15 protein-coding genes are annotated in these 15,863 nt (G+C 64.9%); 4 read left to right on the top strand and 11 right to left on the bottom strand.

The window, feature by feature from the left end:
* Positions 1 to 29: 29 nt before the first annotated feature.
* A complete protein-coding gene (locus D1F64_RS21250; protein WP_162901695.1) occupies positions 30 to 1,238 on the bottom strand; it encodes an AraC family transcriptional regulator in 1,209 nt (402 codons plus the stop codon).
* A gap of 1,046 nt (positions 1,239 to 2,284) precedes the next feature.
* Between D1F64_RS21250 and carB the strand changes: the two genes are divergently transcribed.
* Both carB and greA read left to right on the top strand, forming a co-directional pair.
* Positions 2,285 to 5,557 (top strand): carbamoyl-phosphate synthase large subunit, encoded by a 3,273-nt coding sequence (gene carB, locus D1F64_RS21245; RefSeq protein WP_117414768.1) that lies wholly within the window; start codon positions 2,285 to 2,287, stop codon positions 5,555 to 5,557.
* Positions 5,558 to 5,756: 199 nt separating this feature from the next.
* Positions 5,757 to 6,230, top strand: a complete 474-nt coding sequence (greA, locus tag D1F64_RS21240) for a transcription elongation factor GreA (RefSeq protein WP_117414050.1) — start codon at positions 5,757 to 5,759, stop codon at positions 6,228 to 6,230.
* A 492-nt stretch (positions 6,231 to 6,722) separates the two neighbouring features.
* On the opposite strand, the gene D1F64_RS21235 is transcribed toward greA, so the two are convergent.
* The gene (locus D1F64_RS21235; RefSeq protein ID WP_117414049.1) at positions 6,723 to 8,012 is read right to left on the bottom strand and encodes a flavin-dependent oxidoreductase; all 1,290 of its coding nucleotides are present in this window, start codon (positions 8,010 to 8,012) and stop codon (positions 6,723 to 6,725) included.
* 141 nt (positions 8,013 to 8,153) lie between these two features.
* Here D1F64_RS21235 and D1F64_RS21230 point away from each other — a divergent pair, with 141 nt between their 5' ends.
* The gene (locus D1F64_RS21230; protein ID WP_117414048.1) at positions 8,154 to 8,483 is read left to right on the top strand and encodes a DUF6665 family protein; all 330 of its coding nucleotides are present in this window, start codon (positions 8,154 to 8,156) and stop codon (positions 8,481 to 8,483) included.
* A 2-nt stretch (positions 8,484 to 8,485) separates the two neighbouring features.
* On the opposite strand, the gene D1F64_RS21225 is transcribed toward D1F64_RS21230, so the two are convergent.
* From D1F64_RS21225 to D1F64_RS21210, 4 genes are all read right to left on the bottom strand, one after another.
* Positions 8,486 to 9,394, bottom strand: coding sequence for a DMT family transporter (locus D1F64_RS21225; RefSeq protein ID WP_117414047.1), 909 nt, complete (start codon positions 9,392 to 9,394; stop codon positions 8,486 to 8,488).
* Positions 9,395 to 9,522: 128 nt separating this feature from the next.
* The gene (locus D1F64_RS21220; protein WP_117414046.1) at positions 9,523 to 9,933 is read right to left on the bottom strand and encodes a DUF3775 domain-containing protein; all 411 of its coding nucleotides are present in this window, start codon (positions 9,931 to 9,933) and stop codon (positions 9,523 to 9,525) included.
* 105 nt (positions 9,934 to 10,038) lie between these two features.
* A complete protein-coding gene (locus D1F64_RS21215) occupies positions 10,039 to 10,368 on the bottom strand; it encodes a hypothetical protein (protein ID WP_117414045.1) in 330 nt (109 codons plus the stop codon).
* A gap of 166 nt (positions 10,369 to 10,534) precedes the next feature.
* Positions 10,535 to 11,146, bottom strand: coding sequence for a glutathione S-transferase family protein (locus D1F64_RS21210; protein WP_117414044.1), 612 nt, complete (start codon positions 11,144 to 11,146; stop codon positions 10,535 to 10,537).
* Between the two features lie 270 nt (positions 11,147 to 11,416).
* Here D1F64_RS21210 and D1F64_RS21205 point away from each other — a divergent pair, with 270 nt between their 5' ends.
* A complete protein-coding gene (locus D1F64_RS21205; RefSeq protein WP_117414043.1) occupies positions 11,417 to 11,617 on the top strand; it encodes a DUF2892 domain-containing protein in 201 nt (66 codons plus the stop codon).
* A 73-nt stretch (positions 11,618 to 11,690) separates the two neighbouring features.
* On the opposite strand, the gene D1F64_RS21200 is transcribed toward D1F64_RS21205, so the two are convergent.
* The 5 genes from D1F64_RS21200 to D1F64_RS21185 form a co-directional block, all read right to left on the bottom strand.
* Positions 11,691 to 12,995 carry a Gfo/Idh/MocA family oxidoreductase gene (locus tag D1F64_RS21200; protein ID WP_117414042.1) on the bottom strand — a complete coding sequence of 435 codons (1,305 nt, stop codon included), beginning with the start codon at positions 12,993 to 12,995 and terminating at the stop codon, positions 11,691 to 11,693.
* 89 nt (positions 12,996 to 13,084) lie between these two features.
* On the bottom strand, positions 13,085 to 13,480 hold the full coding sequence (locus tag D1F64_RS21195) for a GtrA family protein (protein WP_117414041.1): 396 nt from the start codon (positions 13,478 to 13,480) through the stop codon (positions 13,085 to 13,087).
* 13 nt (positions 13,481 to 13,493) lie between these two features.
* Positions 13,494 to 13,943, bottom strand: a complete 450-nt coding sequence (locus D1F64_RS25565) for a hypothetical protein (RefSeq protein WP_346432273.1) — start codon at positions 13,941 to 13,943, stop codon at positions 13,494 to 13,496.
* Positions 13,940 to 14,503, bottom strand: a complete 564-nt coding sequence (locus tag D1F64_RS25560) for a glycosyltransferase family 2 protein (protein WP_346432272.1) — start codon at positions 14,501 to 14,503, stop codon at positions 13,940 to 13,942. The genes D1F64_RS25565 and D1F64_RS25560 overlap by 4 nt, the downstream gene beginning before the upstream one ends.
* Entirely contained in the window at positions 14,496 to 15,713 is a 1,218-nt protein-coding gene (locus tag D1F64_RS21185; RefSeq protein ID WP_117414040.1) for a glycosyltransferase family 87 protein, read from the bottom strand. Before D1F64_RS21185 ends, D1F64_RS25560 begins: the two co-directional genes overlap by 8 nt.
* Positions 15,714 to 15,863: the final 150 nt, after the last annotated feature.

The following is a 15,863-nucleotide window of genomic DNA, read 5'->3' as shown; positions in this document are numbered from 1 at the left end:
GCATGACGCATACGGAAGCTCCACTCGGTTCAGCCGGCATCCGTGTCCCGGATACCGAGCGCGTACCACACAATCATGACCGTTGAGGCATGACAAAAGGCCGCGATACAAACTTGGTAACACGGCCGTATCCTGTGGCGTCTGGCGCTCGCCGCAGACCGGTCGCCACACGCTGACGGAATCCGACTATCCGCGCCTGGGCACCCCTGCAGGCCCTGACGGTATTCACGTGGCGTGCAGCCGAACCAGCGTTTGGCCGCACGCGTGAAGTTGCCGATGGTCGAGAACCCGAGCCTGTAGGAAATCTCCGAGATGCGGAAATCCGTTTCCTCGATATAGCGCTTGGCCGTCTCTTTACGAGTCTGCTCAAGCAGATTGTGGAAGGTGGTGTCGTAGCCGGCAAGCCGGCGCTGCAAGCCGCGGCTGCTGTAACCCAGATGCCGCGCGATCGGTTCGAGCGCGAGTGTCTCGTGGCTCATCCGGCGCAGGATTTCCTCCTTCACCCTCAGCACCATGTCACTTTTGCCGCGGCGTTCGCCGACCAGACGCTCGTTGAGGGCGCTGAGCGCCGCAAAAAGATTCGCGTCCGCATTGGGATTGCGTGCGTCCATCAGGTGCGTGGCGACAGAAAACGCATTGCGCTCCGCCTCAAACGTCACGTCCGGGCCGAGCAGCTTGTGATGCAGCGCCACCGAGCCCGGCTTGCGCCGCTTGAGCTCGACCGCCAGCGGCGCGGCGTCCGGCGGCAGCATCGTCCGGATGCGGCCGATAAACAGCGCGGCGCCTCGATCCACCAGTTGCTCAGGCCACAGGACAACCGGCGAATAGCTCCACGAAACGGTCGTGATGCCGTCTTTCTCGAAAATTTCGCACGCCGCCGCGTCAACATGGGCGATCTGGAAGCGCAACAGCACGTCGATCGCGGCGCGCAGCGTCGGCGCATAGGTAAGACACAGCAGGACGGGCCCAAGCGCCAGGTCGCTGACGCTGTCGATCCAGCGCAAAACGGCGAGTTCGTCGCCGCATGCGTCCGCCGCCAACTCGAGGAAATGGGAAAACCGGGCGGCGCCAACGTAGCTCTCAAAGCACGACGGATCGACATGGTCGACCCCGGCGCGGCGCGCCAGCGCGGCGTAGTCGATATCCTTCGCCGCCAGATAATCCGCCCAACCGTGCAACGCGCGCGCATGAAGCAGATAGTCGCCGCCGCGCGTCTCCAAAGCCGCGTTGCCGCGCATTTCGCCAGAGTGCTCCGGACGCGTTCCAGGCACCGCTGGCGGCAGAGCCAAACCGCGGCCGGCATCGGATGCAACCGTGCCCTGTCCGCGCGTCTCGGCTGCGCCGGGGAATTGCACGACATTCCCGGAGGCGCTGTCTTGTTTCGAACCACTCATCGTTGCCAACGAACCACTCATCGATATAGGTCAAGTCATCATGCAGCGTGATTTGGATGCAAGCGGATACAACTTGCCGGAAGCAAGTTTGCATTCTCATGCACCCGGGATTCCCAGAACGAAAGCGCCACGCCCGGTCAGCGCATCGCGCCGGAAACTGTAACGCCCTATCGCTGCACTTGGAGACGCTTCCCTGCTGCGGGAGGCTCGTCGCACATTTCTTTCATAACGCAAAGGCATTCATGAGAACAGCATTAATTGACAATACAAATAATTTTTAGAAAGATAATCCGGAGCCGAAAATTTTAATAATTAGAGATACAAATGAAAAATTATGGCACCTTTTCGAAAATTACAGTTCATCCATCTGTATCCCTAAGTGAATTGTCGGTATATGTTAAAAGTGTTCATAAAATTATATCGGAATTATATTGCGAAATACGCCAAGATTCCGGGATAACTGGCTTTTGAGCATTCAGCCGGGAGCCGCTCCACCTTATTAAAATATCGCATGTCCTGTTCAGACTAAAATCTGGAAACATGAATACGTTTCACCAGTTTCAAATCATGCTGTCCAGCAAATCCGGATCATGCACAGCCGGATCCAGAAGGCGTCCGGGTGCGGGACCATGCGTCGCGGGCATCATCGCGGCGTCTGCGACCGACCGCGGCCGGTGGGGTTGCGCGCGTTTTCGGCCACTCCTTGAGGACGCCGTCCGGGCAAAAACAGGACCGATCTCGATATTATCCGGCAAATGGGGGTCAACCGGTCTTCCCGCGCCGCGATTTTTTCCCTATAACCCGCGCCCAGCAACACCGCCTCTCTACACCACGATCGTGACCCGAACCGGGGCGCTCCCGCGTCCATGGCGGGCACGCTGCGAGCCACGATGCCAAAACGTACCGATATTTCCTCGATCCTCATCATCGGCGCAGGCCCGATCGTCATCGGCCAGGCCTGCGAGTTCGACTATTCGGGCACCCAGGCCTGCAAGGCGCTGAAGGCCGACGGCTACCGCATTGTCCTGGTCAATTCCAATCCGGCAACGATCATGACCGACCCGGATCTGGCCGACGCCACCTACATCGAGCCGATCACCCCGGAAATCGTCGCGAAGATCATCGAGAAGGAGCGTCGCGAGCGCCCGGACGAAAAGCTGGTGCTGCTGCCGACCATGGGCGGCCAGACGGCGCTCAACTGCGCGCTCAGCTTGCGCAAGATGGGCGTGCTCGACAAGTGGGACGTGGAGATGATCGGCGCGACCGCCGACGCCATCGACAAGGCCGAGGACCGCGAACGCTTTCGCGAGGCGATGAACAGGATTGGCCTTGAAACCCCGACATCGCATCTCGCCCATTGCATGGCCGACGGGTTCGCCGCGCTGGACAAGATCGGCCTGCCGGCCATCCTGCGTCCCTCCTTCACCATGGGCGGCACCGGCGGCGGCATCGCCTACAACCGCGAGGAGTTCCTCGAGATTCTCGAGCGCGGTCTCGACGCCTCGCCGACCACCGAGGTGCTGATCGAGGAATCGGTGCTCGGCTGGAAGGAATACGAGATGGAGGTGGTGCGCGACCGTGACGACAATTGCATCATCATCTGCTCGATCGAGAACATCGACCCGATGGGCGTGCACACGGGCGATTCGATCACCGTCGCGCCGGCTCTGACCCTGTCGGACAAGGAATACCAGATCATGCGCGACGCCTCGCTGGCTGTGCTGCGCGAGATCGGCGTGGAGACCGGCGGCTCGAACGTGCAGTTCGCCGTCAACCCGGAAGACGGCCGGTTGATCGTCATCGAGATGAACCCGCGCGTTTCGCGCTCCTCCGCGCTGGCGTCCAAGGCCACCGGCTTTCCGATCGCCAAGGTGGCGGCGCGGCTCGCGGTCGGCTACACGCTGGACGAGCTGGAAAACGACATCACCGGCGGCGCAACGCCGGCGGCCTTCGAGCCGACCATCGATTATGTGGTCACGAAGATCCCGCGCTTCGCGTTCGAGAAATTCCCCGGCGCCGAGCCGGTGCTGACCACGGCGATGAAGTCGGTGGGCGAGGTCATGGCCATCGGCCGCACTTTCCCCGAAAGCCTCCAGAAGGCCTTGCGCGGCCTGGAGACGGGTCTGTCCGGCCTCGACGAAATCGAGATCCCCGGTTTGGGCATGGGCGACGACAAGAACGCCATTCGCGCGGCGCTCGGCACGCCGACGCCAGACCGCCTGCTGAAGGTGGCCCAGGCGATGCGGCTGGGCGTCGGCAACGACCAGATCCACGCCTCGTGCAAGATCGATCCCTGGTTCCTGGACCAGATCCGCAGCATCGTCGAGCTGGAGGCCAAGATCGCCAAGCACGGCCTTCCGGACAACGCCCGCGCCTTCCGCATGCTCAAGGCGATGGGCTTTTCCGACGCCAGGCTGGCGAAGCTCGCGGACAAGAGCGAAAAGGACGTCAAGGCGGTGCGCACCGCGCTGAACGTGCATCCGGTCTACAAGCGCATCGATACCTGCGCGGCGGAGTTCGCCTCGCCGACCGCCTACATGTATTCGACCTACGAACCGCCGTTCGCCGGCGCGCCCGCGGACGAGTCCCGGCCGTCGGACGCAAAGAAGGTGATCATCCTGGGCGGCGGGCCGAACCGCATCGGTCAGGGCATCGAGTTCGACTACTGCTGCTGCCACGCGGCCTTCGCGCTGGCGGACGCGGGCTACGAGTCCATCATGATCAACTGCAATCCCGAGACCGTGTCGACCGACTACGACACCTCGGACCGATTGTATTTCGAATCGCTGACCGCCGAGGACGTGCTCGAGATCATCCGCGTCGAGCAGACCAGGGGCACCGTGCACGGCGTGATCGTGCAGTTCGGCGGCCAGACGCCGCTCAAGCTCGCCCACGCGCTCAGCGAGGCCGGCATTCCGATCCTGGGCACCTCGCTCGACGCCATCGACCTGGCGGAGGACCGCGACCGCTTCCAGCAGCTGTTGCACGATCTCGATCTCAAGCAGCCCAACAACGGCATCGCGCGCTCGGCCGACGAGGCTCGCGCCATCATCAGGAAGATCGGCTATCCGGCGGTGATCCGTCCGTCCTACGTGCTGGGCGGCCGCGGCATGGAGATCGTCCGCGACGACGCCCATTTCGATCGCTACATCAACGAGGCGGTTGTCGTCTCCGGCGACAGTCCGGTGCTCATCGACAGCTATCTGTCCGACGCCATCGAGGTCGATGTCGACGCGCTGTGCGACGGCAAGGACGTGTTCGTCTGCGGCATCATGGAGCACATCGAGGAAGCCGGCATCCATTCCGGCGATTCGGCCTGCGCGCTGCCGGCCCATTCCCTGTCGCCCGCCATGCTCGAGGAGCTGGAGCGTCAGACACGCGCCATGGCCCTGGGACTCAATGTCGGCGGCCTGATGAACGTGCAATACGCCATCAAGGACGACGTGATCTACGTGCTTGAGGTCAACCCGCGCGCCTCGCGCACCGTGCCCTTCGTCGCCAAGACCATCGGCATCCCGGTGGCCAAGATCGCAGCCCGCATCATGGCGGGCGAGAGCCTGGCGTCATTCAATCTGAAAAAGCCCGACATCGCGCATGTGGCGGTCAAGGAAGCCGTCTTCCCGTTTGCCCGCTTCCAGGGCGTGGACACGATCCTCGGCCCGGAAATGCGCTCGACCGGCGAGGTCATGGGGCTCGATCGCGCCTATCCGGTGGCCTTCGCCAAGTCGCAACTGGGCGCGGGCGCCCTGGTGCCCACCAGCGGCACGGCCTTTGTCTCCGTGCGCGACGCCGACAAGCCGCGCGTGGTGGACACGGTCCGGCTGCTGCTGGACTGCGGGTTCACGATTATCGCCACCGGCGGCACGCAGCGCTTCCTTGAAGAAAACGGTCTTGCGTGCTCGAAAATCAACAAGGTTCTTGAAGGACGACCGCACATCGTCGATGCTATCAAGAACGGAGAGGTTCAATTGGTCTTCAATACGACCGAAGGTGCTTCGACTCTTTCCGATAGCCGGTCGCTTCGGCGCGCGGCGCTGCTTCACAAGGTGCCTTATTACACGACGCTCGCAGGCGCGATCGCCGCGACGAAGGGCATCGAGGCATATAAAACCGGTCATCTTGAAGTCCGGCCGCTGCAGGACTACTTCCCAGCGGTTGCCTAATTCGACTGCCCGAGCGCCCGGGGGGGATCCCCGGGGTTCACACCGGAGCGCCGGCGTCTCTCGTGAGACGTCGAAGGGACGCTCCCACGATCTTAGACAGATCGGCCTATGAGCGGACCTCCGCTCGCAGGTCGGTCTATTCATATTGTCTGACGCGTCCCGAGGGGCGTCGTGCAGAGGCCAAAGAGGTCCCAGGGTTATGGAAAAAGTACCGATGACGATCGGCGGGCACGCCCAGCTCGAGCTTGAGCTGAAGCATCGGACCTCGGTGGAGCGCCCGCGCATCATTCAGGCGATTTCGGAAGCGCGCGCCCACGGCGATCTCTCAGAGAACGCGGAGTATCACGCCGCCAAGGAACAGCAGAGCCTCAACGAGGGCCGCATCAACGAGCTCGAGGACAAGCTCGGCCGCGCCGAGGTGATCGACGTCTCCAAGATGTCCGGCGCCACGATCAAGTTCGGCGCCACGGTGACCCTCATCGACGAGGACACCGAGGAAGAGAAACGGTACCAGATCGTCGGCGACGTGGAGGCGGACGTGAAGTCCGGCCGCGTGTCGATCTCCTCGCCGATATCCCGCGCCCTCATCGGCAAGGAAGTCGGCGACACCATCGAGGTCGCGGCGCCCGGCGGCGCGCATTCCTACGAGATCACCGGCGTCGAATACATCTGAGGGCCGCAGCTCCGCCATTCATGGACGAGCGTGTCGCCGGATCAGAATTTCGACCATGGCGATGAGCGTCACGGCGTGGGAGACCTCGCCGTGACGCTCATTGTCGCGCAGCAGGCGACGCCTCCGGATCATCCGGCAGACGGTGCGCTCGGCCGCGGCGGGGAAACATCCGCCGTGCGCCCGGCCTTCGCGGCGCCCTGAATGACCCCGAGCGGGGATTGCTTAGAGCGTTTCCTTGATAAATGGACCCATTCTGCGGCGATGAATTTTGTCGAGGATCAAGAGGATTGGCGAAGGGCATATCGCGGATCTGGCCGGGACGGGCCTCGCCGATAATCGGGAAAATTCATCCCGCCCAAAGGGTTGGTCGAAACCGGCCGTCCGCCGCGTCAACGGCCTCCGCCGTAGCATGGGCTACGCCGTTCGCCCGTTTCCTCGCGGATCGAACCGGTTTGGACCAACAGAATTGATCCCATTTAACAAGGAAACGCTCTAGCCTCCGCCCACCCGTGCCCCGTCCGCAATCGTCCGCCCGGCCGCGTTGAGCGTGTCAATGGCGAAGCCGGCTGCGGCCTTGTAGCGGGCCATGAACTCGGTGCGTTCGTCCGGCGGGATTACGTCGTCGATGTTCTCGAACACGCCTTCGCAGCGGTCGTTGACCAGATTGAGCAGGCCGAAGGGTCCCGCGCCGCGGTTGCGCAGGATGAGCTCGGAGATGGGGCCGCAAAGCTTGTCGTTGAAGGCGGCGAGCGCCGCCGGCGTCACGCCGCGCTCCAGCATCATGGCGCCGAGAACCCGTGCGTCGATGATCGCCTGGCTCGCACCGTTCGAACCGGTGGGGTACATGGCGTGCGCCGCATCGCCCATCAGCGCGACGGGGCCGTCGATCCATGTGTCGACCGGATCGCGATCGATCATCGGGTTCTCGTAGGCCACATCGGCGCCGCGCAGCAGTTCCGGAACGTCCATCCAGTCGTAGGTCCAGTCGGCAAAGTAATGCGCGAAGTCGTCCAGCGGCGCCTCGCCGAACCAACGGGTGGAATCGCGCGCCGACGGATCGTCGTAGGTGACCTCGGCGATCCAGTTGATCAGCGCCAGGCCGGTGTCGGGATCGGGCGGGGAAATCGGGTAGATGACCATGCGCTGGCGGTGTGTGCCCAGGCCGATGAAAGACGAGCCGGTGCGCACGGGCTTGGCGCGCGTGGTGCCGCGCCACATGACCGCGCCGCCCCAGTGGATCGGCGGCTGGTCCGGGTGCATCTGCGCGCGGATGGCGGAATGAATGCCGTCCGCGCCGAACAGCAGCGTGCCGGTCTCCTCGCTCGTTGCGCCGTCGGCATGGGTGATCAGCGCGGTGACCGTGCCGTCCGGGTTCTTGCGGTAGCCGGTGACGCGCGCGCCGAGGCGGATGGCGTCCGGGCCGGCGCGTTCGGCGAGCGTGCGGGCGAGCAGCATGTGCAGCGCGCCCCGGTGCACGGCGTATTGCGGCCAGTTGTAGCCGGCGAGAAGGCCGCGCGGTTCGGAATAGATTTCCTGGCCGTGCTGGCCCACCAGCGCCCATTCCCTGGCGGGCACGCCCACCTGGTCGAGCTGATCGGCGCCGATGCCGAGATCGAACAGCTCGCGCACCGCGTTGGGCTGGATGTTGATGCCGACGCCGAGCGGCTTGAGCTCGCGCACGCTTTCGAAAACGGTGCAGCGCACGCCGATCTGATGCAGCGTCAGCGCCAGGGCCATGCCGCCGATGCCGCCGCCCGCGATCAATACATGAGGCTCGTTCACGCAGTCCTCCCGAGATTGTTTTGCCGACCGGTATAAGGGCGGGCCGCGCAATTGCAAACAGGGATGCGGCGAGCCCTTTCCAGGACGTGTCCCTCTTGACCTTGCCGACAGCACTTCCTTCATTAGGACCAAGGAGTGCCCATGTCCCTTCGTCCGCCGCGAAAATTTACCAAGGAGCTCGACCCGCTCAGCGCCGCGCTCGAGGCCGAAGTATTGGCCGAGAAGGCGGGCACGCTGGCGCGGCTGGGCACCAGGCTCGAGCACCGGCTCGCGCGGCTGAGGGAGTTCGAAGAATGCGGCGGAGCGGACGCCGACCGGCGCGCGGCGCTTCTGGCGGAAGCGGGCGAGGCGCTGTGGCATGTGGTGATCCAGCGCGAGTTGTGCGGGCTGCGCAATTCGGCGCAATTTTATCGCGACTATTGCGTGCCCCGGGCGGTCATTCTGCGCATGGGGCCGAACCTGCGCCGTTAGGCTCAGGCCCGGCGCAGGCGCGCCCAACCCATGATCGGCACTAGTTGCACGGCGAGGATGGCGGCGAAGATCAGGCCGCAGCCGACGAGCCCCAGCGGCCCCAGCCGTTCGCCCAGCAGCCAGGCGCCGAAGAGCGCGCCGAACAGGGCTTCGGACGACAGCAGGATCGCGGCGTCGGCCGTGCGGGTCCAGCGTTGCGCCACGGCCTGCAGCGTGAAGGCGAGACCGCCGGAAATCACGCTGGTGTAGAACAGCTCGAAGGCCGCGCCCTCGATGGCCGCCCAGCTCAACTCCTCGAACACCAGCCCCAGGCCGACGCCCAGAACACCGACCACCATGAATTGCACCAGCGACAGCATCAGCGGCCGGCCACTGTCGGCGCCGATGCGGCCGATCATGCCGACGTGGATTGCCCAGAAGACCGCGCAGGCGACCATGGCGGCGTCGCCCCAGTTGAGATTGCCGCCGGTGAGCGCGCCGCCGCCCAGCAGCCAGATACCGCCAAGCGCCGTGCCGGCGGCGGGCCAGGCGATGACATGCGGCTTTTCGCGAAATGCCACCAGCCCCAGAAGCGGCACCAGCACCACGTAGAGCGCCGTCAGAAAACCGGCGTTGATCACCGTGGTGGCGACCAGGCCGATCTGCTGGATCGCAATGGCGAAGAAGAAGGCGAGACCGAGGAACACGAAGGACCGGTAGTGGCGGCGGGAGACCGGCGGCTGGGACGCGCTTTTTGCCTTGCGCGCCTCATGCCAGGCAAACGGCGCGACGCACAGGCTGGCTATCAGAAACCGGATGCCGCTGAAATACAGCGGGCCGATGTCGTCCATCGCGGTCGCCTGGGCGACGAAGGCGGAGCCCCAGATCGCGGCGGCGGTCAGCAGCAGGGTATTGGCGGTGAACCTGGTCATGCCGCTCGCGTAACCGAGCGCACCGGGCGATGCAAGCGCGATGATGGCGGGCCGGCCGTGCGCCCGAATGGAGAAGGCGGCACGCGAGCAAGACGATCGATGCGTTCATTCCCGGGTGCTGCCGGCCGTTAAAGCTCCAGCGTGTCGAGCCCCGCCTCCAGATAGTCGGCCAGCATCGGCATGCCGAGAAGATAGGTGGAGGTGGGACCGGCGGCGCGGCTGCGCGCGTCGTCTGTTGCGGAGGCGAAATCGGCCGGCTCATAGTCGCCGCGGCCAATCCACGCGATGGCGACGAGTTCCGCCGCCTCATCGACGTTCAGATCGTCGATCAGTTCCGTCAATTCCTCGGCCGAGAAATCGTCGTTTTCCTCTTCGACCAGGCCTTCGTGGTGATGGCCTTCGCTCAGCGTATCGGGATCGAACTCGACATCGCCCTCGTGGCCGTCCTCGAACGTGTCCTCAAGGGCGGCGTTGGCGACGCGCGCCTTCTGCACGAGCATGCGGATGGTCTCGGGATTGATGGTCAGTTCGATGGCCATGTGCGCGCTCCGCGGCGGTCAGGAACCCGCACATAGAATACCTTTTCTCAAAATCCGTCGAGAGGCGCCGCGCCGCGAAGGGAACGGCGCGGCAGCGCGGCCGGATCAGCCCCAGTCTTCCCAGCGCGGCCGGGCGGAGCGCCGGAACTGGCGGGCGAAGCGCCGCCACATGGCAGCGACCAGGGCGAACATCACAACAAGCGTGGCAAAGGCAATTCCGATGCCGATCGCGGGGGACTGCGCCTGGGTCGCCGCCGTGGCGACCGCGGGAAACAACACCAGGCATGCCGCGCCTGTGAGCAGGGTGACCAGCCGCATTGGCGCCCGCAACGCGCCGGTGCCCCGGGGCGTGTCGCCCCGGACTGTCTCCATGGCCGGCCGTGTGTGCATGCCGGTTGTTCCCTTGATGGCGGACCGTTCGTGATCGTGTGCCATGCCGTCTTCCTCCGCGCATTATCGCGTTTCGATCAGCCGTCACTGTGCCGTGCGAATGAGACGCGGAAATGCTCTGAATATGACAAATGCGGAGGCTTTTCGGGGCGGAAACGTGGCAATGGCTTACCGGTTCGTTAACGGTCTTGGCAGGCCGTCCTTGCCGGCGTCAGGGCTGCCAGTCCATGGGGACGTGTCCGGGCTGGTTCGCCACGCGCTCGAGCCACGCGCGGACCGCCGGATAGCGGCCGAGATCGAAGCCGCCCTCGTCCGCCACATGGGTGTAACCGTAGAGCGCGATGTCGGCCGCCGTGTAGCGGTTCGCCGCGAGAAAGTCGTTGCCCGCCAGATGCTCGTCCATCAGGGCCAGGGCGGCGTTGCCCTTCTCGTGCCACAGCGGGAACTGATCGGCCTTTTCCGCGCGGCCGCCGGGCTTCAGCGACCACCAGTAGCGCGCCACCGCGATGGCCGGCTCATGGACATATTGTTCCCAGAACAACCACTCGTAGACCTTCGCCCGCTCATAGGCGTCACCGGGCAGCAAATCGGTGCCCTCGGTTAGATACAGCAGTATGGCGTTGGATTCGGCGAGCGTCCGACCGTCGGCCAGCCGCAGGGCGGGAATGCGGGCCTTGGGACTGATGGCCAGGAATTCCGGCGTGTGGGTGGCGCCCGAAAAAATATCCACGGTTTCGACGCGAAACGCGATGCCGAGCTGGGCCATGGCCAGACGCGGCTTGTAGCAGTTTCCGGAGTCCCGCATCGAGTAAAGCGTGTGCATTCGAAATGTCCTGTATGTGCGAGGCCGTGGGGTCAGAAAAACGACCGGCGGGCGGAAAGCCGTGTGGAATGGGTCCGCCGTTGAATCCTAGGGCCGGTCCGCGCCGGCAACCAGCCAAATGTTTTGATACGACCGATCACTGCGGGCGATGGGTTTGCGCTGCCGCCTGCCGGGGGGCTTGCGTTTTGCGATCTATATTATTATATTCTAAAATACTAATTTATAGGAACGCCACCTGCCTGTCCGGGTACGTCCTTCAAGGAGAAATCCATGTCCATCGATCGTTTCGTTCTGGCCTTCGCGGGCACCGTCATTCTCGCCTCGCTGCTGCTGGCGCTGTATGTCGACATGCGCTTCCTGTGGCTGACCGCCTTTGTGGGCGCGAACCTGCTGCAGTCGGCCTTCACCGGCTTCTGCCCGCTGGCGATGATCCTCAAGCGGATCGGCCTGAAGCCGGGCGCCGCCTTCTGATCGTCCCTCCCTGACGATGCCTCGACGGCCGGCGGCGCCATGCGTTGCCGGCCGTATTTTTTGCGCGCCCGGGTCAGCCGCGCAGCCTGTCTTCCATTTGCCTCCTCAGATCGGCGGCGACACCCTCGATCGGGGAGACGTCGTCCCAGCCGATCACCGTGCCCGCGGCCACGTCCCGGACAAGCGTGACCCCATGCGCCAGGCCGATGGGCAGTGCGTTCAGGGTGACGCTCCGGCGCGCGGGCAGCAGCTTTCCCCAGACCGTGAACCCGCCTTCGCCGTCGAGCCTGTCGCCGGGCTTGAGGTTCTGTTTGGCCACGGCCACCACATCGCCGCGAAAATCCGTTGGCTGGCCCGTCGCCTCGTTGCGCAGGGCGGCGGAGAGAATCGAGATGTTCAGCTCCAGGCCGATCATGTGAAACGGCTTGTACATGGAGGCGTAGCGGCCGCTGTCGTCCGTTTTCAGCCCGTATTGGGCGAAGCAGGCGGCGGCATAGTCGTTCGGCGCCTCCAGCACCACATAGACGCCCCAGCGCAGGTCGCGGTAGACCGGGCGGCCGTCGCGCTCCAGGCTCGAGACCACCTCGACCATCCCCGGGCCTTCGAGCTGGCCGCCGGCCTCTTGCGGGCGCAGCACATGGGCCAGGTCGTCGACCCCGCATGGCGGGAACCGCAATCCGTCCGAGGGCACGGCGAGATCGCAGGCGTTGGCGATGGCCGCCATCTCGATGGCCGACTTGGTGCCGTCGAGAAACGAGTTGAACATCTGCGGGTTCATGCCCGCGCTCTGAGCCTGTTCAGGCGTCAGCCCGTAGTGGCCCCAGACGGTGTCCGGCGTGCTGAGGTGATAGCTGGGAAGATATTTGGTGCCCTTGCCGGCGGCTGTGACCCGGAAGCCGCAGGCGCGCGCCCAGTCGACCATTTCCGCCGTCAGCGCGGGCTGGTCGCCATAGGCCAGCGAGTAGACCGTGCCGGCCTCGCGCGCCTTCTCCGCCAGCATGGGCCCTGCGAGGACATCCGCCTCCACGTTGACCATGACGATGTGCTTGGCGTTGCCGATGGCGTCGAGCGCATGCTTGATGCCGGCCAGCGGGTGCCCGGTCGCCTCCACGACCACGTCGACATCGCCGCTGGCGATCAGGTCGCGGCCGCTGTCGAGAAACCGGACCGCACTGATGCATTCGCTGCTCCAGCCGACGTCCTTGCATGCCCTGCGCGCGCGTTCGGGATCGAGATCGGCGATGGCCGTCACTGCAAGGCCGGGGCTGGTCGGCACCTGCGAGAGAAACATCGAGCCGAACTTGCCGGCGCCGATCAGCCCGACCCGGACGGGATTGCCCGACGCGGCCCGTTCGGCCGCCAGTTTCGCAAGGTTCATCACCGTCTCCCCCGTATCGCTTGTTTGGGGGATGGTTTCCGCTCGCCCGCGGTTTGGCAAGCGGCAAACATTTGTTCCCGGGCGAACGGTCAGCCAGGACGCCCGCGGAAGGCATAGATCCGCGATCCGGTGAAATTGACGATGAGCGCCGCAGCCGAGGCGCCGGCAAGCGCGACCAGTGGCTCGAGCGCGGCGAAGACGAAGAGCAGGGCGGCATAGACGGAGAAGTTGAACGCCGCGCCGACGCCGTTCACGGCCACAAAGCGCAGCCATTCGGCCGTACGGCGGGGATCTTGTGAGCTGAAGGTGTAGCGGCGGTGGAAGCCCCAGGTGACGCTGACGGCGACGAGGATGGCGAGCACGCGCGCGGGGATCGGATCGAGCCCGACGCCCCGGTGCAACAGCAGCAGCACACCGGCGTCGATTATGAGACCGAGGATGCCGATGAGGCAGAAGCGTACGAACGTGGTCAATTCACCGCGCACGAGGGTCTCCCGCTCATGTGAACGTCGGCATGGCGCTGAGCGAGGGCAGCTGCAGGTAGCGCAACCGCTTGGCCTCGCGCCGGCCCTCGCTGATGGCCTTGAGGATCACCCCGGCCGTGGTGCTCAGGATGCCGATCTGCATGATGCCGGTCGCAAGGATCGCGGTGGGGAAGCGCGGCACCAGCCCGGTTTCTAGAAAGGTGGCGACGATGGGCGCGCCGAGAATGACCGCGACCAGGCATTGGGCGAGGCCGATGCCGCCGTAGAAGTGCAGCGGTTTCAGCGCGCGGTACATCTTCATGATGATCCAAAGAATGCGCAGCCCGTCGCGGTAGGTGTTGAGCTTGGAATGCGAGTTTTCGGGACGCGACGCATAGCGCACCGGCACCTCCGCCGTGGCGATCTTCAGATCCAGCGCGTGGATCGACAGTTCGGTCTCGATCTCGAAGCCCGAGGAACTCACGGGGAAGGATTTCGCGAAGCGCCGCGACATCGCCCGGTAGCCGGAGAAGATGTCGGAGAAGCCGGGCCGAACAGGCCGCGCACGATGTGGTTGAAGGTTCGGTTGCCGAAGCGGTGGCCGCGGCGGTAGGCCTCGGACTCATCGGTCTGGCGGACGCCGACGGTCATGTCGAGGTTGTTGGCGACCAGTGTCTGGATGAGCAGTGAGGCGGCCTTCGGATCATAGGTCATGTCGCCGTCGGCGATCAGGTAGATGTCCGCGTCGATGTCGGCCAGCATGCGGCGCACGACGTTGCCCTTGCCCTGCAGGTGCTCCCGGTGGACGCTCGCGCCGGCTGCCTGGGCCTTCGCCGCCGTTTCGTCCGCCGAATTGTTGTCGTAGACGTAGATCCGGGCGCCGGGGAGGGCCTGGGCGAAGCCGGCGATGGTCGGTGCGATGGTCTCCGCCTCGTTGTAGCAGGGCAGCAGCACCGCGATGCTGTGACGCCTGCTTGCATCCTCGGGCGTGCCGTGCGGGCTCGCGGCGAGCGGTGCGGCGGCGGATGTCGCTGGGCTAGGCATGCCGTATGTCTCCGTGTGCGGCTGCAACACTCTGCTCGCTCCAGGCGCGGTTCATCACGACACCATAGAAGGCAAGCATGGCGAGGAAGCCGATCGGCAGCGGAATATGGCCGCCAATGGTTCGCGAGATCAGTGGAGCGATCCACAACACCGCGAGCGTGGTCTTCTCCCAGTCGCGAAAACCCATGCGTACGCCGTGGGCGGCGAACCAGGCGATTGCCGGGGCGAGCGCCACCATATCGTAGTCCAGCGCATAGGGGGTGACCAGAAGCGAGGCGGCGATCAGGGCGGCGGCTTTCAGCGCAAACGCACTGGATCCGCGCCACAGCCATGTCAGCGAGACGGTCAGCGCCGCGGCCAGGACCAATTGTGCCGCATAGGCCGCCTCGACGCTGCCGCCCAGGTGGCGCACGGCCGAGAACAGACTCTGGATCTTCTCCCAGCCCGTGCCCCCGGCCTCCAGCACAATTTCGCGCGTGAACCCGGTGCTCTCCAGGAACGCGGTCCAGATGTCGATGCCGAAGGCAAGGGTTGCGACCGCGACCAGCGCCGCGACGGTCAGGCTGGCTGCCGCGAAGGTCGTCCAGCGGCCGCTCACGGCCAGCACGAGCGGCAGGAAAATCCCGAACTGCGGCTTGTACGCCAGCAGCCCGATGAGCACGCCCGCCAGGATCGCGCGCCTGTCGAGGCACAGCAGCGCGCCGCCGATCAGCGCGGCGGTCAGAAATCCATTATGGCCGTGACCCAGGTTGATGAACACCGCGGGAAAGGCGAGCGCGGCCACAAGCGTTAGCGGGTGCGGCGCAATCTTTCGCACGACGACGAGATACAGCGGCAGCGTTGCCGCCTGCCACAGCACAAGCGCGGGCGCATAGGGCAGCAGCGCCAGCACGGCTGCGACCAGCAGGAAGAACGGCGGATAATGCCAGCCGTAGAAGGGAATATCGGCGCGCGCGAAGGTCTGCTGTTGGACCGCATAGTGGCTCGCCGGGTCATAGGCCAGTGGCGCGTGACCCTCGAGCACCATGCGCCCCGCGGTCCAGACATTGGAAAAGTCCGTGCCCAGCGGTTTGCCGAAGGCGTCGACCAGCCCGTCGGCGAACACGACCAGGCCCGCCAGCGCGAGCAGCGCCTGGGCGATCAGTATCCACGAATAGACCTTGATCCGCTCGCGCGTTAGCCAGTCGCCCGAGCGCAGCAGTGCCAGCATGAGGCCAATTCCGGTTGCCGCTTCAGTGGCGTTATTTCCTACAGCGAAGATTCTAAGGAATGCTTTCACGCCATGTTAATTTGCCGCCGCCGGCCCGATCCGGCGGATCGGGCTTGAACTTCGACGCTGCCGGGCCTAGAGCATATGGCG

The organism is Breoghania sp. L-A4, assembly GCF_003432385.1.
Lineage (GTDB): Bacteria > Pseudomonadota > Alphaproteobacteria > Rhizobiales > Stappiaceae > Breoghania.
This window is presented reverse-complemented; position numbering and strand designations above follow the sequence as displayed.

Bases quoted from the DNA above. Each gene is read 5' to 3' on its own strand.
- D1F64_RS21220 (WP_117414046.1), bottom strand. From the start codon at position 9,933: ATGGCCATCGAACTGACCATCAATCCCGAGACCATCCGCATGCTCGTG.
- D1F64_RS21225 (WP_117414047.1), bottom strand. From the start codon at position 9,394: ATGACCAGGTTCACCGCCAATACCCTGCTGCTGACCGCCGCCGCGATC.
- carB (WP_117414768.1), top strand. From the start codon at position 2,285: ATGCCAAAACGTACCGATATTTCCTCGATCCTCATCATCGGCGCAGGC.
- D1F64_RS21230 (WP_117414048.1), top strand. From the start codon at position 8,154: ATGTCCCTTCGTCCGCCGCGAAAATTTACCAAGGAGCTCGACCCGCTC.
- D1F64_RS21205 (WP_117414043.1), top strand. From the start codon at position 11,417: ATGTCCATCGATCGTTTCGTTCTGGCCTTCGCGGGCACCGTCATTCTC.
- greA (WP_117414050.1), top strand. From the start codon at position 5,757: ATGGAAAAAGTACCGATGACGATCGGCGGGCACGCCCAGCTCGAGCTT.
- D1F64_RS25560 (WP_346432272.1), bottom strand. From the start codon at position 14,503: ATGCCTAGCCCAGCGACATCCGCCGCCGCACCGCTCGCCGCGAGCCCG.
- D1F64_RS21215 (WP_117414045.1), bottom strand. From the start codon at position 10,368: ATGGCACACGATCACGAACGGTCCGCCATCAAGGGAACAACCGGCATG.
- D1F64_RS21185 (WP_117414040.1), bottom strand. From the start codon at position 15,713: ATGCTGGCACTGCTGCGCTCGGGCGACTGGCTAACGCGCGAGCGGATC.
- D1F64_RS21250 (WP_162901695.1), bottom strand. From the start codon at position 1,238: ATGCGCGGCAACGCGGCTTTGGAGACGCGCGGCGGCGACTATCTGCTT.
- D1F64_RS21200 (WP_117414042.1), bottom strand. From the start codon at position 12,995: ATGAACCTTGCGAAACTGGCGGCCGAACGGGCCGCGTCGGGCAATCCC.
- D1F64_RS21210 (WP_117414044.1), bottom strand. From the start codon at position 11,146: ATGCACACGCTTTACTCGATGCGGGACTCCGGAAACTGCTACAAGCCG.